Here is a 20,570-nt window from a genome sequence, read left to right on the forward strand (position 1 = left end):
GGATTATGAATGTTCAGAATTTTAATAATAAAAAAATCATTTTAATTGCGATCATATGTTTAATCATTTTTCTTGCTTTTATTTATTGGATATTTAAGCCATCAGTTCAAGACCAAAGCTCTCAGAATACTTCACATTCACAGAGTGGATTAAATAGTGGAAATTTTGAAAATAACCAGCAGGGACAACTCTCAGGAAAGTTACCAGTACTTGCCCCATCTTTACAGGGCACAGAAATTGATTGTCCTCTCCAAGTCGATGGAGAAGGTAAATTGATACTCACGATAGGTATTCGAAGCTGTTTTGATTATTTCTTTTCGAGTTTGGGAGAAAAAACAGAAACTGAATTGATCGAGGATATTCGTCAGTATCTTCGCGCTACCTTGCCAGAAACAGCAGCAAATTATGGGATTTATTTACTTGATCAATATGTTGCTTATACCCATGCATTAAAAAATTTGAAAACAACTACGTATTTTAAAAAAGATGAAATTTATAAATTTCAAAATATTATTGATCAAATGTCGAAGTTACAACAGCAATTCTTCAATGCAGCAGAAATTCAAGCATTTTTTGGAAATGAGCGAAGTTTTAATCAATTTAGTATTGATCAAATGCGTATACATGCCAATAAGACTCTAACCTCACAGCAAAAAGCAATTGAGTTAGCAAAGTTAATAGATCAATTGCCACCTACATTGGCCGATGGTGTCAAAGTATCAATGCAATTTGCAGAACTACAACAACTTACCCAAGAAATCAAAGACCAAGGTGGCTCTGCTCAAGAGTTGCGGAATATGCGAGAAAGTTTGTTGGGTGTTGAGGCTGCTGATCGTTTGGAGAAAGTCGATCAAGAAGAAGCAGTTTGGCAGAATCAGGTAAATAATTATTTGTCACAACGTGATCAGATTTTAAAAAATAATGTTGATGATGCGAGCAAACAGCGCTCCCTTGAGCAGCTTAGAAATAATTCATTTACATCCAAAGAGGAGTTATTACGAGCACAAACTTATGAAATGATGCATGATCGAAAGAAATCGTAATGGAAGTTGCCTGTGCGGTAGTGAACATTTTCTACAAGTTGTTATGAGTCTAATTTATTTTCTAAGCTGCCTATACGGCAGTGAACTTCAAACTGGAGAGATGATCGTTGCTCAACAATTTCTAAGCTGCCTATGCGGCAGTGAACCACCCGCTTTTGCAGCCCGTCCACCTCGGCCTTTTCTAAGCTGCCTATGCGGCAGTGAACGCAATAATTCAATTTAAGTGAGATCAAGTTGTTTTCTAAGCTGCCTATGCGGCAGTGAACGATAAGTCAGCAATTTCACTATCTCGTCTACTTTTCTAAGCTGCCTATGCGGCAGTGAACAAGCAACTCATAGCATATTTGAAGCCCTGCGATTTCTAAGCTGCCTATGCGGCAGTGAACCTGAAGCTCAGTCGATTTATAGATACAAAGAATTTCTAAGCTGCCTATGCGGCAGTGAACCTCCGACGCCCGATCCCCGCGCGTTATCAAAATTTCTAAGCTGCCTATGCGGCAGTGAACCGTCATTAGTTGCACGTTTATTGTTGGGTGCTTTTCTAAGCTGCCTATGCGGCAGTGAACTTTAAAAAGTTCAGAATTAGCCTTGACCCATATTTCTAAGCTGCCTATGCGGCAGTGAACTCGCCTGAAACCAAATCCGAAACATAAATATTTTTCTAAGCTGCCTATGCGGCAGTGAACTGGAAGATTTGATTAAGACATACAGTAATCAATTTCTAAGCTGCCTATGCGGCAGTGAACAGCTGGGTGTATAACAATATCACTCAATGCTTTTTCTAAGCTGCCTATGCGGCAGTGAACACGATATTAATCTTATCACGCTCCGTATCAATTTTCTAAGCTGCCTATGCGGCAGTGAACTCGTAGCGTCTAACTACCATGTAGTCATCAGTTTTCTAAGCTGCCTATGCGGCAGTGAACTGATGCCATCAATATTAGTAAATATGTTCCATTTTCTAAGCTGCCTATGCGGCAGTGAACCAGACCAATGGGTATGAAGATGGCCACATGGTTTTCTAAGCTGCCTATGCGGCAGTGAACAAGCATACGACAATGCTTTTGAAGAGGCAGTATTTCTAAGCTGCCTATGCGGCAGTGAACTATATGAAAGAATTAGAAAAATGTGGAATAACTTTCTAAGCTGCCTATGCGGCAGTGAACATGCTAAGCATTTGTTTATTAATGGTTTTTATTTTCTAAGCTGCCTATGCGGCAGTGAACATGCGCCAAGATCATGAAGTTGCAACTGAGTTTTTCTAAGCTGCCTATGCGGCAGTGAACGATTATCCTCAAGCTGTGCATTTAAATCTGCATTTCTAAGCTGCCTATGCGGCAGTGAACATCCAGATGCAGAAGCTTTTTAGTATTGTTATTTTCTAAGCTGCCTATGCGGCAGTGAACTAAATGACGTGGTTAAAATTTTTGAGGGCTTTTTTCTAAGCTGCCTATGCGGCAGTGAACGGCGAAGAAGGCGAAGTCCTTAGCGAGTATAATTTCTAAGCTGCCTATGCGGCAGTGAACAATCCGTCTGGAAATCCCTTAAACAGTACAAATTTCTAAGCTGCCTATGCGGCAGTGAACCGTCTCGCGCTGCTTCAATCCAGACAGTGTTATTTCTAAGCTGCCTATGCGGCAGTGAACATTGCAATTTACAAATACTGGGACCGCGTTAATTTCTAAGCTGCCTATGCGGCAGTGAACGTTGGGCATCAATTATTACTAGCATTCAAAAATTTCTAAGCTGCCTATGCGGCAGTGAACATAGAGATATTCAAAGTTGCCAAATTCGCCATTTTCTAAGCTGCCTATGCGGCAGTGAACTTGAAGAAATTTCAGGAAAGAATTCTTCACTGTTTCTAAGCTGCCTATGCGGCAGTGAACAATAATGAATATTGCTTTGGCAATTAAAAATTTTTCTAAGCTGCCTATGCGGCAGTGAACATGCATTGCTTTGTGTCCATTATTACCAGTGTTTTCTAAGCTGCCTATGCGGCAGTGAACCAAGGAATTAATCGGACAGCAGTGCATCGAGTTTTCTAAGCTGCCTATGCGGCAGTGAACTATAAACTTTTTCGAAGCCATCAACACATTCGTTTCTAAGCTGCCTATGCGGCAGTGAACTATAAAATAACATAAATAAATTAACAAAAAACAGTGATTTGGGGTGGAAAACACTTCAATACCCAAAGTTTTTATGCTAATTCATAACTTATTGATTTTATTAAGCTGTTAAAGAGTAATAAAAATATTGGGGTAAAACAGTTTATTTGTCAAAAAATAAATGGCGTAGCAAACAAACATTTAATGCTTTGCTAAATGAGATAAGCCACTTAAAATCAGCAATCACTAAGCCGATTTTGAGATAATGGAACGTGTCTGATCATCTAGAGCATACATTTGAATTAACTGATGACGAGATGCATTTATATAGCCGTCAGATTTTACTAGATGGTTGGGATATTGAAGCACAAGAAAAATTAAAATTGGCCAATGTACTGATTGTTGGTGCTGGTGGGATCGGTTGTACGAGCGCAGAGTTACTTGCTCGCGCAGGTGTAGGAAAAATAACAATTGTTGATGCCGATACCATTGAGATAAGTAATCTACAAAGACAAATCGCATTTACCTCACATGATTTAGGGCAATACAAAGCTGAAATCTTGGCAAAACATCTACAAGAGATTAACCCACATATACAAGTCAGCTATCAAAATACACGATTTGACGAAACGAATGCTGATGAATTGGTACAGCATCAAGATGTAGTGTTAGATGGTTGCGATAATTTTACAACGCGTTATCTCGTCAATGCAGTATGTAAAAGACATCAAGTACCTTTAATTAGTGCATCAGCAATTGGTTTCGAAGGTCAAATGTTCATGGTAGAAGCGGATTCAGCATGCTATGAGTGTTTGTTCCCTAAAGAAAACCAGACCAATGAAGGCTTACGCTGTGCTGAATCAGGGGTGCTCGCAACTACACCTGTGATGATAGCGTCATTACAAGCACATCACACTTTGTTGTTTTTGGGCTTAGGTTTAATGCCACTCAAGCAAAAATTATTGCTTTGGAATGGCTTGAATCTAACACAACGTATTTTGCAATTCGAAAAAGATGTAAATTGTCCAGTTTGTCAGGCAAGTGCGTCGGTAAATTGAATAAATTTTGCTAAACTAATGCCATCTTCGAGGCAATGAAAGATTATGAAAAGAAATATTTTAGTTGATGGATTAAGATCTGTTGCACGTATAGGTGAAACAGTGATTGTTGCAGCACAAGCAGGTGTCAAATATGCAACTGAGAAGCCTAGTAATGCAAAATTGATGCGTGAAACTTTTGAATCCTTAGGTTCAACCTATATTAAATTAGGGCAATTCATCGCGAGCACGCCATCTTTGTTTCCCCGTGAATATGTTCAAGAGTTTCAGGGCTGTCTAGATCAAACTCCAACTTTACCATTTAGTTATATTCAGCAGGTATTGGCTGAGGAGTTTGAAGGTAAAGATCTAAATTCGATTTTTAGTTTTATTGATGAGAACCCACTCGCTTCAGCTTCGATTGCCCAAGTTCATGCCGCCAAATTGGTAACAGGCGAAGATGTAGTTTTAAAGGTACAAAAACCCGGTGTTGAAACCATTTTATATACTGATTTAAATGTGGTGCACTGGGCAACCAAACTTTTAGAAAAAGCTGTACCAAAAATTAAATTTGCATCGTTATCTGAAATTGTGGATGAGATCAAAACACGTATGGTGCGTGAAGTTGATTTTATTGAAGAAGCACAAAACTTAGATGACTTTGTTCAGTATTTGAATATTTCGGGCAATCAAGCTGCAACGGCACCAAAAGTTTATCATCAATTCTCTACACGCCGTGTTTTAACCATGCAGCGTTTATATGGTGTGCCACTGACAGATTTTGACGTTGTAAAACAATATGCAAAAGACCCAACACAAGTATTAATTACAGCGATGAATACATGGTTTGGTAGTCTAATGTTGTGTAAAAGCTTCCATGCGGACTTACATGCAGGCAATCTGATGCTGCTTGAAGATGGTCGAGTGGGTTTTATTGATTTTGGGATCGTTGGTCAATTAAATCCAGAAGTGTGGACTGCTTGTATGGCGTTTATGGATGCCTTACAGCACACTAATTATATCGCTATGGCTGAGAACATGCTCAAAATGGGGATGACCAATCAGAAGATTGATACCCAAGTGCTTGCGGCAGATTTAGAGCGTTTATTTAGTGGTGTTTTATTGGCAGATCCGCAAGAAATTTTAAGCTCGAATCCTGCAGATTTGAATGACATTATGATGGATATGGTGGCTGTCGGCGAACGTCATGGCATCAAATTCCCTCGTGACTTCGCTTTATTATTCAAGCAAATGTTATATTTTGATCGTTTCATGCGTGTTCTTGCACCGTATACCGATATTTATGCTGACCAGCGTTTGAAAATGGTTCACAATATTGAACCTGCTTCATTGTTAAAGCATTAAAAATTCCCTCACCGAGTGATAATTGCTTTTTGTCCCCCTTTTTATAAGGGGGATTTCATTTACTCAAAATTAGTAATGGTTTAAATAGATGAGATGTTAAGTGATGGATGCCATTATTATTGAAGGTTTAAAGGTTGATACTGTAGTTGGTTGTTTCAATTGGGAACGCCAAATTATTCAACCTTTAATGCTTGATCTCACCATTCATAATGATTTGTCGCAAGCGGCCCGTTCAGATGAGTTGGATGATACGTTGAATTATGCACAGATTTGTGAGATTGCTGCTCAAGTGATTCAAGATGCAAAACCTAAACTAATTGAGCATGCGGCCCAATTGGTGCTTGAGAATCTGTTTAATACTTTCCCTTCAATTGAATCTATTTCTATAACGATTCGTAAACCCGCCATCATTGCCCAAGCCAATGCAGTAGGAATTCGCCTTGAACGCAACAGAAACAATTTTTGCGCTCGCGCTGGCGAGTAATGTTCAACAATCCGAAAATTTCAATTTTGCTTATACTCAAATTGCGAATTTAGGCATAGTGGAATTTTCTTCCATATATGAAATCCCATGTCGAGATGGTGTGGGGGATGATTATTGGAATTCAGCGTGTTTATTAAAAAGTCATTTAAGCATTGATGAAATTGTTGATATATTAAAAAAATTGGAGCAGCAATCTGGGCGCGTTCGTCCATCGCATCATATTAGTTTAGATATCGATGTGATTGCGTGGGGTGAAAACTTAGATCAGATGCAGTTTAATCCTAAAAAATTACCACTGGCTTTAGACGTCAAGATTCCTTTGTATGAGCTGTGGCAAAATCAAATATTGCAATATGATCAAAACAGAAAATATCCAATTATAACGATGTAATTTATTTAGAATGAATATGATAACAATAGGAATAACGTGATGAAAACTTTAGTTTCCATTTCTATTATGGCGGTTTTGTTCTCTGGTTGTGCGGCGATGAGTGTTGAGCAATGCAAAACTGCAAATTGGTTAAGTGTCGGTGAAAAAGATGGCTCGGCTGGACACGAGTCTCGTTTGGATAAATATTATTCATCCTGTCAAAAAGCCAATGTGGTTCCCAACCAGGCCTTATACGAAAAAGGCTATCAAAAAGGATTGGGGTATTACTGTAGACCTGAATCCATTTTCAACGAAGCATTAGAAGGGCGTGGCGATTACCGTGTTTGTCCAATAGAAAAGCGTGAAGCATTGCGCCCTTACTATCAAGTCGCACATGAGTATTATCAAGCAAATTCAGAATTTAATCGTTCACAGAGCGATGTAAGTTATTATTTGCGAGAGTTAGATCGTAAAGATTTATCTGCAAAAGATCGAGATGAATACAAGAAGCGCTTATCAGACGTGCGGTCAAATCGTAATAGTGTGCAATTCCGTTATCAGGATGCAGTACGAAATTTAGAACGTTTTAAAGCAGAACATGGTTTACCGTGATTGATAAGATGGCGTTATATCTTTATATAACGCCATTCATTTTTAGATGTAATAACTGGTTTTAGTCATTAGTTTAGAAATGGCTGTCATCGTAATACGTACAGGAACAGGCAAATCCACACCACCAGCTTTTAATGCGGTATCTCGATGATGGAGTTCATCTTCATTCATTTGCTCGAGGATTTTACGTGAGCGTTGATCTTGTTCTGGTAATTGTTGAAGATGTTCTTGCAAATGCTGACTCACTTGACGTTCAGTTTCAGCCACAAAACCTAAACTATATTTATCGCCTGCGATGCCTGCAATTGCGCCCATACCATAAGATAAACCGTACCAAATTGGATTTAATACACTGGTATGGCTATCTAACTCTTTCAAACGATCTTCACACCAAGCAAGATGATCTTGCTCTTCTACGGCTGCTTGCTGCATTTCTTCACGAACATGCGGTAGTTTGGCAGTGAGCGCCTGCCCATGATAAAGCGCTTGTGCACATACTTCACCACTATGATTGACACGCATCAAACCTGCGACATGACGAGCATCACTGACACAGAGTTGTGCAGTTTCGTCATTTGCGGGATTGCTGCGCTGAGAAGTTGTTGCCCCTGGAACTAAACTGCGTAATGCTTGGTCGAAAGAATGGATCAGTTGATCGAGACCTGTGTAGTGACGCATAGATTAATCCTCTAAAGTAGTAGGCGCATTTTTCAGTAATGGTTTCAGGCGTGTTAATAGCCAGAATGAAAAAATGGCACTGAGAACAGCAGTAATGCTAAATAAGATTTTAATATCAATTTTCAAAATGCTTAAGATTAAAATTGAGAAAATTGCAGAAGAGACCATAAATACAGCATTTAATATGTTATTTGCAGCGACAACACGCGCGCGATGAGAGCGTGGTGAGTAGGCTTGCATCATGGCATACAGTGGAACGATGTAAAATCCACCACTAATACCGAGTAGCGTTACAGCCAACATAACATGATAATAGACAGCACCTTCAGAGAATACGTCTTTTAAGCTGAGTAACTCACCTGTACGTTCTGGTACAAAAGTTAAACTTGCTGCTAAGTAAAATGCAAACACGGTTAAACCGATGGCACCATACGGTACCATTTTGATATTGATTTCTACGCCGCCAATACGTCGACACAATAATGAACCAATCCCAATTCCAACCGAGAAAAAAGTGAGTAATAGACTTACTACATTTTCAGAGGCATGTAGATTCTGTTGAGTAAGCTGAGGAATTTGAGTGAGGTAGGTCGCACCATAGAACCAATACCAAGAATTTCCAAGTAAGACAGTGAAAATAATAGGAATACTTTTGGCATATTTTATAGTTTGAAAACTGGTACGAAAAAAATTCCAATCAATTTTTAAATCAGGTGCAGCAACTTTCTGCGGAAGGATAAAGCGACTTGCCAAATAGCCTAAGCAAGCAATAATTAAAACTGTGATACTAATCCACAATAAATTACCTGCAGAAGCGGCAATTACAGCGCCACCAAGAATCATACCGAACAAGATTGCAATCGATGTACCCGACTGAAAAAGTGCATTTCCAGACATGAGTTCTTGTGGTTTTAGAATTTCTGGTAAAATTGCATATTTAATTGGTCCAAAACAGGTCGAATGCGTTCCCATCAAAAACAAAGCAAATAACAATAGCCATAGATTACCCAGCAAAAATCCTGCTGTTCCGATCATCATGATGACGATTTCAAGGAGTTTTAAAAAGCGAACCAGTTGAGATCTTTCATATTTATCAGCCACTTGACCTGCTGTGGCGGAGAAAAAGAAATAGGGCAAAATGAACAGTAATGCGGCTAAATTGTTGAGTGTACTGACTGCTGCACTTTGTTGTTGAATCCAGCCATAGGTGATCACCAAAAGCAGCGCTTGTTTATAAACATTATCGTTTAACGCACCAAAAAATTGAGTGAAGAACATCGGGGCAAACCGACGTGATGTCATTAACTGTTCATCTTGTTTCATCATGTGTTCACTTCATTGTGTTTTATAAAAAAATGTGACGATCTGTAAAAATACTGAGAAATACATGTATGATACTTTCAATGTTTGATTGGATGAAAATCAACAATTTGAGGTTGTTTTCAGCGATCAGAAACGATAAATCAAAAAAGTACGTTTAGAGACCTACATGCCATCTAAATCTAAGTTTAAACAGACAACATTGGTTCATTCTATGCATTTAATATTTAAAATGCAGAGCTTTCCTAAACTTATTTGTAGTGGTTTTTTGATTAGCTATTGTATATCAGCAGCTTACGCAAATGAAGAAGTAGTGGCTGTGGTTGAAAATTCGACAATTGAACGAATGAAAGACCAAGTGAAATCGATTCCTTCACCTGAAATTCCATATCATACTTTCCAAATGGAGCAACAAAGCTACAATCCAGCTCAAGACAGTATTGCTGTCCTAAAACAACAAGAAGAAGCACCAAATCAAATTGACACGCTGAAACCGATTCAATTGGATGAAAATTTGGAGAATCTCCCTGTTATTCCTGTTGATCAGAGTATGGCAAATGAGATTTTCCAGATTGCAGAAGAAGCCAAAAGCGATGCATTAGCTTCTAGAGACAACGTAACTAAAAATCCTGAACTGGTTGTAAATGAAGTATCACAATCCGAATTAACAGAAATCAGTAATCCGCCTGTAAATATTGACCGGTTAATGCAAGAGATCCAAGCTGATAGCCAAATCATTGTTGAGGCAAATGAATCTGGAAGAACTTTAGCTGAGTTGCAACCAAAAACTGAGCAAGCAGAAGAAAAGGTGGGTTTCTTTAAACGTATATTCAATCGTTTTAGACCTGAGAATTTACTTGGTGCAGAAAGAGTTCCACGGATCAGTGCTGATGTAGCAGGCGCGCCGCCTGTCTTGGCCACCAACATTAAGGCAAAGCTTTCAAGTTTTACCCAAGAAGCATTTGAAGATTTCAATGTGGCTTTACCGCAGCTTCGATCATTGACCAGTCAAGCCGCTCAAGCTGTTGGTTACTATGATGCACGCTTTAATTTTGAAAAATTAAGTGATAGCCGGGTGAAAGTGACCGTAGAGCCAAATGAGCCTGTAACGATTGATAAACAAAATATTGAATTTACCGGCGAAGGGGAAAATGCACCTCAATTCCAAGTTATTCGTTTAATTCCAGAACAAGACGAAGGTGATATTTTTAATCACGGTAGATATGAAGAAACTAAAACTAAAATTAGTAATGCTGCTTCTGACAATGGATATTTCGATGCTTATTGGCGATTGCATGATGTTAAAATTAGTCAACCAGAAAAGACCGCAGAAATTAACTTAAAATACGAAACAGGTGAGCGTTATAAGCTAAAAGCCGTTGAGTATAAAATGAGTGATCCAAGTAAACCTTTACCGCTCACGCAGAAAGTATTGGATAGCCTAGCTCCATGGAAAGAAGGTGATGATTACGCATTCTGGCGTGTCAATGTATTGGCCAATAACTTAACGAATACACGTTATTTTAACTACACATTGGTTGATACTATTAAACCTGATGCAATTCAGCCGCCTTTAGATCTACCGCCTGATTTACAAACTTTAGTTGACCAACAACGGGTTGAGCAGTCACAACTATTTAGTGCTCAACAAAAAGCAGATATTGCACGGCAAAAAGTAATCTCTGCCGAAGAAGTGACACAAGATGTAGTAGATGAGTCCCAATTCTCAGGAAGTGAGCCAGCCTCAGCATATTCTTTAGCGCGCTCGATGCCAAATGTCCAAAATGAGGAGACCGAGCGTCAAGAGTTAGAAAACCAAGCTCGACTTGAAAAGAAAATTCCTGTGGTCGTAACTCTGAATGCGGATCGACTCAATACAATTGAGACAGGGGTCGGTTATGGTACTGATACAGGGGCTCGTATTCGTACCCAGTATCGCCGTGCTTTTGTGAACAAACATGGTCACTCTTTTGATGCCAATATGGAAGTTTCCGAAATTCGCCAATCTATTGATGGTCGTTATAGTATTCCTTATAAACATCCCCTGAATGATTACATTAACCTTGTTGGGGGTTATGAACGTGAGACTCGTGACAATATTGGTCCAAATGTTGGATTGTTAGTTGAGTCTGCGGTTCTTGGTGGTGAGCGCGTAATTAAAAACCCACTGGGTGATTGGCAACATACGTTTGGTCTGCGCTATCGTTTAGACCGCCTTACTGAAAAAGGTGATGTTGATATTTCTGAGTTGCCAGATGCCTTTAAGGCGGCAGGCACAAACTCTGAACAAGAGTCTTTATTACTGGGTTATGAGATTTCTAAAACCAATGCGAATACCCGTTTAAATCCGACCAAAGGCTTTAAACAGACTTACAAGGTTGAGCTGGGTACCGAATCGCTTCTTTCAGATGCCAATATGGCGATTTTGACAGCAGGTTGGCGATTTATTTATTCACTGGGTGAAAACGACGATCATCAATTTGTTGGACGTGGGGATGCAAGTTATATCTTTACGGATGATTTTAATAAGGTTCCATATAATTTACGCTTCTTTACAGGGGGCGATCAATCACTCCGTGGGTTCGATTATAAGAGCTTATCGCCAGAAGAAAATGGTTATAAGATCGGTGGTCAAGCATTGGGTGTGGGGTCTTTAGAGTATAACTATCAATTTAAGGATGGTTGGCGTGCTGCCGTTTTCTCTGATTTTGGTAATGCTTTTGATAAACAATTTAGTAACCCGACTGAATATAGTGTGGGGGTGGGTATACGTTGGAGATCGCCAATTGGACCGATTCGTTTAGATGTGGCATCTGGAATCTCTAATGATAACCGTCCGATTCGACTACACTTTTTTATCGGACCACAACTTTAAAAAACTTTTTAATAGCCCTTTTATGGGAAAAACGATTTCGGGTTGATTATGACGGAAGAAGTAGAACAGCAACAAACACCTTCAACAGGTCCAAAACGGGAACGGCATATTCTTCGAAGTATTTTGCTGATGGTGTTGATCATCCTTTTGTTATTGGTCAGTTCTATACTCGTCATGATGTCGACAGACAAGGGAAGCCGCTTTCTCTTGGATCGTGTTCTACAAAGCCAAAAAATTATTCATTATGAATATGAAGGTGGAAATTTATTAAGAGGTATTATTCTTAAAAATATTCTGGTGCAGTTGAATGAGGTTGATGTTTCTCTTGATCGAGCTGATGTTACCTTAGGATGGCGAGCAATTTTAAAAAAAGAAATACATTTAAATCATGCTGATGTTGCCAATCTTCGGGTTATTAACAAAAAACCATCCTCTGATGAGCCATTTGGATTTAAACCGATCAAATTACCATTTGTTTTACGTGTTGATGAAGCTTCATTAGATCATTTAGAAATTCAAACCAGTACTTCAAAAATCAATTTTGATGATATTTATTTAAAAGATGCACTTTGGTCTGATACTAAACTCAAATTTGAAGACTCTCGCATGGATATGGGGTATTTGGCAGTTAAAGATGCAACTGGTCAAATTGATTTCAATGGTAAATATCCTTTAAATGCAAAAGGCGACCTTATCATTCCCGCATTAAATAGTATTGACATTCAAACCATCAAAGTGGTGGCGACAGGTAGTCTTGACACATTAAGAGTTGGCGTAGCGACACGCACACCAGATATGCTTTCAGGATGGGCAGTACTTCATCCTGTACGTGCTCAAGTGCCGATGCAAGGTGAATTGTTCTTTAAAAATTATCATTTACCTATTTTAAAAGAGCAAAAGCTTTTTGCCAAAGATGGTATTGCAAGATTTAAAGGAAATACGAAAAAACTTTCTTTGAGTTTAGATACGGATTTGAAAGGCGAACAGATTCCAGAGGGACAATATAATGCGCTGATGGAAACCGACCTTACTGATCAACTCAATATTCAGGACTTTAATGGTCAGTTGATGGGCGGGTCTGTCAGTTTGAACGGTCTCGTCAATTGGAGAAATCATGTTTCATGGGATTTGAAAGGTCGTTTAGATCGCTTAAATGCAAAAAATGAAACTTTGCCACAGATTGCTCAAGACTTCCTACCGCCTAGCTTGGATGCAAATATTAGTTCAACGGGTGAGTTGAAAAATGGGATGTCAGTCAATGCGCAACTTGCTTTCGATAAATACGAAACATGGCAAGTCAAAGTGAATCAGGCGCAAAAGAAAAATAATAAATCAGAACCGATGCTATTAGATGTAGCTTGGCAAGGTATCGATCGTGCAGTGCCTTATATTGGATGGCTAAGCAGTGCTGAGGGTCATACCAATATTACGTTAAAAGATGACCAACAAGATATTTATGTCGATACTACGGTACGTCCACATGAACAAGGGCTTTTACCTGCTGGAAAATATGACGCGCGCATTGATTTAAAAAATAATCTTTTAAATGTTGAAAACTTTAGCTATGTGGCCGAAAAAGGTCGTCTCGATGGTCAGGCGAAGGTTAAACTTCCTACCGATAAACAACAACTGTCTTGGCAAGCTCAACTTAAAGCGAAAGATTTTAACCCTCAGACGATTGCTGTAGCGGCTCCAGTGAACGTATTAAACGGGGAAATACGCGCTACGGGTTTTGCTAAACCAAACCAACAAATTATTCAGTTCGAACGTATCGATTTACAAGGTCAGTTGGCTCAAGCAAATCAAAAAGAAACGATAGCCTTACAAGGTAAGGCGACCACTGCATTAACCTTTGACGACGTGCAGACTGGAGGTGGTTTTAAGAGTTTTGCTGTTGAATATGATGGTTCATTAAATGCTTTGAACCAAGGAAATGGCTTATTAAAAGTTAATATTACGGGTACACCAACCCATTTAAAAATTAATGAATTAAAACATGATGGCGTTGCAGGTAAATTATTTGCCACAGGCACAGTGGATTTAAAAGACAAGATAGGCTGGAACTTGGAGACATCCTTGGTTCGCTTCAAGCCACAGTATTTCGTTTCAAGTTTAAAAGGTGAAGTCTCTGGGCATGTTAAAACTCAAGGTGTGTGGTCTGATCAAGTTAAACGTATTGATATTCGTCAGCTCAACGCGGCAGGGTTTTTAAATAATAGACCGATACGCGGTCGAGGCAATCTGTCTTTGTTATTGGATTCAAATCAAACTGGTTTTCTACCACAGCAATTTGAAGCAAATGATTTGTTCTTTGTCTATGGTCAGAATCAGTTGCAAGCGACGGGCAATGCTCAAAGCTTACGCTTTAAAATCAATGCACCTGCTTTATATGAGTTATATCCTGGGTTGCGTGGACGCGCTTACGGTAGCTTAAATGTTCAGTCGCAACCCCGTCTTAGTGCGACTGCAAACCTTGCTGTAGATGGTTTTGGCTTTAATGATTTGGCGAGTATTAAATCTTTGCGCATTCAAGGCGAGTTACCTACGTCTGAAACAAAGCCAACACAAATGACCGCAACTATTGATCAACTGCGGAGCGGTAATCGTCATTTAGAAAATGCAACGCTCAATTTAACAGGTACACGCAGAGCGCATTTATTAAAACTCGAAACTAAAAATACACGAACCAATTTCTATGTTCAGCTTGCAGGTGGATTTAATCAAAACAATGATTGGTTAGGGCAAATCCAAAAAGGCAAATTTAGTTCACAGCGTGTGAGTTTGGCGCAAAACCAAAATACTCCTGTGATTTATACCAAAGCACGGACAGAGTTATACGTTGGACAGCATTGTTGGCAAAGTGCTGAGAGTCAGCTTTGTTTAGACCAACCTGCGAGAATTAGTCCAGAAAAAGGCAATTTCTCATTTATAACCAAGGATCTGGATTTAAAAGATTTTGCCGCGTTTATGCCTGAAGGTATAGCTGTTACAGGTCAATTAAATGGCTATGCAAAAGCATCATGGGCAAAAGGCACTCGACCTAAGTTAGATTCACGTTTAGTAACGCGCAAAGGTGAAATTGGGTTAGCAGCCGAAGACCCTCAAGATCCAGCAACCACTGTAACGTATGATGAGTTAAGCCTGATTGCGAAAAGCATCAGTGATGGTTTGTTATTCCGTGTGGATATGAAAACACCTGATATTGGCACAGGTTATGCCAACGTGGTAATTGATCCATTCCAAACCAATATGCCGATGCGTGGAGAGATTGCTTTTGATGATGTCCAACTTAAGGTCTTTAAGCCATTTATCAAAGATGTACGTTCGATGGCTGGGACTTTAGCACTAGCGGGTAAAATCAATGGCACACTCACACAGCCTCAATTTACAGGCGAAATGCGTTTGAAAAATGGCGCAATAAGCATGATTTCATTGCCTGTCAATCTCACCAATATACAGCTTTATTCTTCTATTCGTCAGGATACCGCAAGTATTGATGGTGCATTTAATAGTGGACAAGGTGTTGGGCGAATAAAAGGCCGTTTTGATTGGAAAGATAACCCACATTTATCCCTGACTTTAAAAGGTGATAATTTATTGATTCGTCAAGCACCAATGGTCACTGCGATTGTACACCCTGATCTGAGTTTGGATGTCTATCCATTTGATCAACGTTTAAGTTTGAAAGGAACTGTAGACGTACCACGTGCAAGAATCTCAATGCCTGAAACGACGGCAACAGTTGTGAATGTTTCGCCTGATGTACGAGTGGTTCATCAAGGTCAAGATTTACTTGCGACATTGAGAGCCGCAAAACCGTGGGATATTCGTGCCGACATGACTGTTACTTTAGGAAACCAAGTCATTTTCCAAGGTTTTGAAAGTAATATTCCTTTGGTTGGGCGATTACATTTATCGCAACGTGGTTTAGAAACTGCTATGCGTGCAAATGGTGCAATTGGTGTGAGTCAGAGAGTAAAAATTGAAGCATATGGTCAAAGTTTGGATCTGAATCGTGCAATTGCACGTTTTAATGGACCGCTGGCAAACCCAACACTAGATATAGATGCCAATAAATCGGTGCAAGGCAGTATGGTGGGCGTGCGTGTAGCGGGTACAGCGACCGTACCAAATGTTCAAATTTACAATGATGCAGGTTTGTCTGAACAGGAAGCATTGAATGCCTTATTAACTGGACGTATTAATGAAGGTGGTAGTGGTTTAAGCAACACTGAAGGATTTAAATCTGATGTTAATAATACGATTGCTGCGGCAGGTATCAGTATGGGCTTGGGCGGAACACGTGCATTAACCAATCAGATTGGGCGAACTTTTGGATTAAGTGGATTGGCACTTGATGCCCAAGGAACAGGTGATGATACGCAGGTGAGTTTAACAGGCTATATCACACCAGATCTGTTTATTCGTTATGGTGTTGGTGTCTTTACACCTGTAAATAAATTGACATTACGCTACCAAATGAATCGCCGTTTATATTTGGAAGCGAGTCAATCATTAGAACGGGCGATTGATGTGTTCTATAACTGGCGATTCTAAGTCTTGAATAAACAACCTGCTTTATGCAAATAAGGCAGGTTTTTTATATCAGTGATTTGTATGTTTTTATTACGAACAAAGCTATTTTCAAGACTTCATTTTGCAAAATAAGTAGCTTTCAGTATGATGTGTGCATCAAATTAATCGCAGTATGATGATGAAAAGAGTTTTGTTGATTGCAATAGGTTTGGTCTTGGTTGGATGTGCAGACAAAAAGCCCTTAACGCCAGAAGAAAAATGGCATGGCTTTTGTGTGAGTGTAGGGAATGCAGCGCGTTCGATTACATTGGATCGTCAAAATGCAATTGAGAAACAACGAGCAATTGAACATGCGGGAAAAATTGAAGATAAGACGATTCATACATTTATCTTGCAAATCATCGATGAAGTGTATGATATTCCAGTTGATCGACTGAAGTCAGATCCAGATGCAATCCGTGATGAAATGAAGCAAAAGTTCACAGATCAGTGTTTAGCGACACCACACGATGAACTGCCAAACTATAAATCATTTTAATGTATTTACTGAAAAGGCAACACCAGTTGTCTTTTTTTATGTGTCTAATTTATTGTTTTACTGGAATTTGATCTAATACCAAAGCGGTATTTAAAAGGGTGCAACATTTCGCTATAAAATAATGGTCATCACGTAGATATACGGCAGTTGCATTAACTTTTATTGCGAAGTCTAGTAAAATTTTGCTGTCCATATTACTTGTAAAGCTTGTAGAAAGCTGGAACTTACTAGTAATTTTTTAAAGAAGAGGAATAACACTGTGCTAGAAGCTTACCGCCAACACGTTGAAGAACGTGCCGCACTCGGAGTCCCACCGAAGCCACTTGATGATGCTCAAACTGCTGAACTAGTTGCATTATTAAAAAATCCACCAGCAGGTGAAGAAGCATATTTAGTTGACTTGCTTGAAAACCGTGTTCCAGCTGGTGTTGACCAAGCTGCTTATGTAAAAGCTGCTTTCTTAGCTGCGATTGCTAAAGGCGAAGCGACCTCTCCACTTGTAACTAAAGAGCGTGCCGTTTACTTACTTGGTACGATGCTTGGTGGTTATAACGTAGCACCGCTAGTTGAACTTTTAGATAATGCTGAACTTGGTAGTTTAGCTGCTGAAGCACTTAAAAAGACTCTACTTGTATTTGATGCATTCCATGATGTTGCTGATAAAGCAAAAGCTGGCAATGTAAATGCAAAAGCAGTATTGCAATCATGGGCTGATGCTGAATGGTTTACAAGCCGTCCAGATGTTCCAGAAGAAATCAAAATTACTGTATTCAAAGTAACGGGTGAGACCAATACGGATGACTTATCTCCAGCACAAGATGCTTGGAGCCGTCCAGACATCCCATTACACGCAAATGCAATGCTTAAAAATGAGCGTGATGGTATCAACCCTGAAAAACCAGGTGAAGTTGGTCCATTAAACCAAATCAAAGAATTGATCGCGAAAGGCAACCAAGTTGCTTACGTGGGTGATGTTGTTGGTACAGGTTCTTCTCGTAAATCTGCAACTAACTCTGTACTTTGGTTCTTCGGTGATGAACTTCCACACATTCCAAACAAAAAAGATGGTGGTGTGTGCTTAGGTTCTAAAATCGCGCCAATTTTCTTCAATACAATGGAAGATGCAGGTGCTTTACCTGTAGAAATCGACGTTGCTAACATGAACATGGGCGACGAAGTTGTATTGAAAATTGATCATGCTGCTGCAAAAGTTACAGCGTTTAAAGACGGCGCTCAAATCGCTGAATCTGAACTTAAAACACCTGTACTTTTAGACGAAGTACGTGCTGGTGGTCGTATTAACTTGATCATTGGTCGTGGTTTAACTGCGAAAGCACGTGAAGAATTAGGTCTTGAGCCTTCTGCTTTATTCCGTACGCCAGTACAACCTGCTGACACTGGTAAAGGCTTCACACAAGCTCAGAAGATGGTAGGTCGTGCATGTGGTCTTCCTGAAGGTCAAGGTATCCGTCCTGGAACTTACTGTGAACCTAAGATGACGACTGTTGGTTCTCAAGATACAACTGGTCCTATGACTCGTGACGAGTTAAAAGACTTAGCGTGCTTGGGCTTCTCATCTGATTTAGTGATGCAGTCTTTCTGTCACACAGCTGCGTATCCAAAACCAGTTGACGTAACAACTCACCATACATTACCTGACTTCATCATGAACCGTGGTGGTGTATCTTTACGTCCAGGTGACGGTATTATCCACTCTTGGTTAAACCGTATGTTACTTCCAGATACAGTAGGTACTGGTGGTGACTCACATACTCGTTTCCCAATCGGTATTTCATTCCCAGCGGGTTCTGGTCTTGTTGCATTCGCAGCGGCAACTGGCGTTATGCCACTTGATATGCCTGAGTCTGTACTTGTTAAGTTCAAAGGCAAAATGCAGCCTGGTATCACTTTACGTGACCTTGTACATGCGATTCCTTATTACGCGATTCAAGCGGGTGACTTAACTGTAGAGAAGAAAGGTAAGAAAAACATCTTCTCTGGTCGTATCCTTGAGATCGATTTAACAGAAATGGAAAATGACTTGACTGTTGAGCAAGCATTCGAGCTTTCTGACGCTTCTGCTGAACGTTCTGCTGCTGGCTGTTCTATCACTCTTTCTGAAGAGAAAGTTGCTGAATACTTACGTTCTAACATCACTATGTTGAAGTGGATGATCGCTGAAGGTTATGGAGATGCGCGTACACTTGCTCGTCGTGCTGAAAACATGCAGAAGTGGTTAGACAACCCAAGCTTGTTAAAAGCTGATGCTGATGCTGAATATACAAAAGTATATGAAATCGATCTTGCTGACATCAAAGAACCAATTCTTTGCTGCCCGAACGATCCAGATGATGCAAAACTTCTTTCTGACGTTCAAGGCGACAAAATTGATGAAGTATTCATCGGTTCTTGTATGACGAACATTGGTCACTTCCGTGCAGCGGGTCAATTGTTAGATAAAGTACCAAGCGGTTCATTATCTACTCGTTTATGGTTGGCTCCACCAACGCGTATGGACGAGCACCAATTGATGGAAGAAGGCATGTACAACATCTATGGTCGTGCTGGTGCGCGTACTGAGATGCCTGGTTGTTCATTGTGTATGGGTAACCAAGCACGTGTAGCACCGAACACGACATGTGTATCTACATCTACTCGTAACTTCCCGAACCGTTTAGGTCAAGGTGCAAACGTTTACTTAGCTTCTGCTGAGCTTGCATCTGTAGCTGCGGTTCTTGGTAAATTACCAAGCCCAGAAGAATATCAACAGTACGCGTCGCAAATCGACAGCGCTTCTGCTGACATCTACAAATACTTGAACTTCGATCAAATGGGTGAATACACCAAAGAAGCTGATCAAGTAGATACGAAGAAAATCCAAGCTGCTCAATTGACTTAATGAGCTAGGATTAAGAAAAGCCGAAAGGCTTTTCCCTAGCGCAAGAACAAAGCTATGCTTTGTTTGAGCAAAAAGCTAAAATAAGGGCTGAGTAATCAGCCCTTATTTTTATAAAATGAAAAGCATTTTAAATTTAAAAGACAATATTCTTGAGTTAGAAAATATTTTTTATAAAGAACAAAACCTTGAAGAGTTAAAAACCTCAATCCAACAATTATTTTCTAAGATATTAAAAGCATATCCTTATCTAAAACTTCCAACCTTTTCAATTATACCCACTAAAAGTCTAGAATTTATCGTTTGGTATCAAGATCCGAATGCTATTACGGAGACATTGTTAATCGAGCAAAATGGTTCAGATGCATATATATGGAAAGGTACTGATCAGAAATGGTATTTGGATGATTTGCATTATGAGCCACATCAAATTGCCTGTAGGTTAATAGAAGTTATTCCTGTATTCCATTCTCTTCCTGAAAATCCTAGAGAGGTAAAGCATCTACTTGACATAGGTATGATGCATTTTGATGTAAATATTTGTCCAAAATTTTCAGAAAGAAAACTAGAAGATGGTAGGGAAGTTCTTACATGGGATGATCGTTTTTTGTTGGTGGGTACTCAACTAAATAATCTTAAACTATATAGTCATAAGGAATGGAACGATTTAATTAATAGAGAAAATTATTATTCAGAGTAAGGTAGTTGTTT

The 20,570-nt window shown here is 39.5% G+C and carries 13 protein-coding genes and 1 CRISPR repeat array; of the genes, 11 read left to right on the forward strand and 2 right to left on the reverse strand.

Annotated elements, in window-relative coordinates; genetic code table 11:
- The first annotated feature begins 5 nt into the window (after positions 1–5).
- From DK207_RS05540 to DK207_RS05565, 6 genes are all read left to right on the forward strand, one after another.
- On the forward strand, positions 6–1,043 hold the full coding sequence (locus DK207_RS05540; protein ID WP_416224658.1) for a lipase secretion chaperone: 1,038 nt from the start codon (positions 6–8) through the stop codon (positions 1,041–1,043).
- Positions 1,044–1,101: 58 nt separating this feature from the next.
- Positions 1,102–3,169: a CRISPR direct-repeat array (repeat unit 28 nt; unit sequence TTTCTAAGCTGCCTATGCGGCAGTGAAC).
- 296 nt (positions 3,170–3,465) lie between these two features.
- Positions 3,466–4,206 carry a HesA/MoeB/ThiF family protein gene (locus tag DK207_RS05545; RefSeq protein ID WP_416224660.1) on the forward strand — a complete coding sequence of 247 codons (741 nt, stop codon included), beginning with the start codon at positions 3,466–3,468 and terminating at the stop codon, positions 4,204–4,206.
- A 45-nt stretch (positions 4,207–4,251) separates the two neighbouring features.
- The gene (locus DK207_RS05550; RefSeq protein ID WP_005081125.1) at positions 4,252–5,550 is read left to right on the forward strand and encodes an ABC1 kinase family protein; all 1,299 of its coding nucleotides are present in this window, start codon (positions 4,252–4,254) and stop codon (positions 5,548–5,550) included.
- A gap of 103 nt (positions 5,551–5,653) precedes the next feature.
- A complete protein-coding gene (gene folB / locus DK207_RS05555; RefSeq protein ID WP_109440303.1) occupies positions 5,654–6,034 on the forward strand; it encodes a dihydroneopterin aldolase in 381 nt (126 codons plus the stop codon).
- On the forward strand, positions 5,991–6,425 hold the full coding sequence (locus tag DK207_RS05560; RefSeq protein WP_109440304.1) for a 2-amino-4-hydroxy-6-hydroxymethyldihydropteridine diphosphokinase: 435 nt from the start codon (positions 5,991–5,993) through the stop codon (positions 6,423–6,425). Before folB ends, DK207_RS05560 begins: the two co-directional genes overlap by 44 nt.
- 39 nt (positions 6,426–6,464) lie before the next feature.
- Positions 6,465–7,016 (forward strand): DUF2799 domain-containing protein, encoded by a 552-nt coding sequence (locus DK207_RS05565; RefSeq protein WP_109440305.1) that lies wholly within the window; start codon positions 6,465–6,467, stop codon positions 7,014–7,016.
- Between the two features lie 42 nt (positions 7,017–7,058).
- Here the strand turns inward: DK207_RS05565 and coq7 are convergent, their stop codons facing one another.
- Together coq7 and DK207_RS05575 are read right to left on the reverse strand one after the other, a co-directional pair.
- Entirely contained in the window at positions 7,059–7,694 is a 636-nt protein-coding gene (coq7, locus tag DK207_RS05570) for a 2-polyprenyl-3-methyl-6-methoxy-1,4-benzoquinone monooxygenase (protein ID WP_109440306.1), read from the reverse strand.
- A gap of 3 nt (positions 7,695–7,697) precedes the next feature.
- Positions 7,698–9,020 (reverse strand): MFS transporter, encoded by a 1,323-nt coding sequence (locus DK207_RS05575; RefSeq protein WP_109440307.1) that lies wholly within the window; start codon positions 9,018–9,020, stop codon positions 7,698–7,700.
- A 163-nt stretch (positions 9,021–9,183) separates the two neighbouring features.
- On the opposite strand from DK207_RS05575, the gene DK207_RS05580 reads away from it, so the two are divergent.
- The 5 genes from DK207_RS05580 to DK207_RS05600 all read left to right on the forward strand — a co-directional run bounded on the left by DK207_RS05580 (position 9,184) and on the right by DK207_RS05600 (position 20,559).
- On the forward strand, positions 9,184–11,889 hold the full coding sequence (locus DK207_RS05580) for an autotransporter assembly complex protein TamA (RefSeq protein WP_109440308.1): 2,706 nt from the start codon (positions 9,184–9,186) through the stop codon (positions 11,887–11,889).
- A 48-nt stretch (positions 11,890–11,937) separates the two neighbouring features.
- The gene (locus DK207_RS05585) at positions 11,938–16,446 is read left to right on the forward strand and encodes a translocation/assembly module TamB domain-containing protein (RefSeq protein ID WP_109440309.1); all 4,509 of its coding nucleotides are present in this window, start codon (positions 11,938–11,940) and stop codon (positions 16,444–16,446) included.
- Positions 16,447–16,576: 130 nt separating this feature from the next.
- Complete coding sequence (locus DK207_RS05590) at positions 16,577–16,963, forward strand: hypothetical protein (protein ID WP_171293633.1); 387 nt, start codon at positions 16,577–16,579, stop codon at positions 16,961–16,963.
- Positions 16,964–17,222: 259 nt separating this feature from the next.
- Positions 17,223–19,862 carry a bifunctional aconitate hydratase 2/2-methylisocitrate dehydratase gene (locus DK207_RS05595; RefSeq protein WP_109440310.1) on the forward strand — a complete coding sequence of 880 codons (2,640 nt, stop codon included), beginning with the start codon at positions 17,223–17,225 and terminating at the stop codon, positions 19,860–19,862.
- A 115-nt stretch (positions 19,863–19,977) separates the two neighbouring features.
- The gene (locus DK207_RS05600; protein ID WP_109440311.1) at positions 19,978–20,559 is read left to right on the forward strand and encodes a hypothetical protein; all 582 of its coding nucleotides are present in this window, start codon (positions 19,978–19,980) and stop codon (positions 20,557–20,559) included.
- Positions 20,560–20,570: the final 11 nt, after the last annotated feature.

The organism is Acinetobacter haemolyticus (genome assembly GCF_900406815.1).
GTDB lineage: Bacteria > Pseudomonadota > Gammaproteobacteria > Pseudomonadales > Moraxellaceae > Acinetobacter > Acinetobacter haemolyticus_A.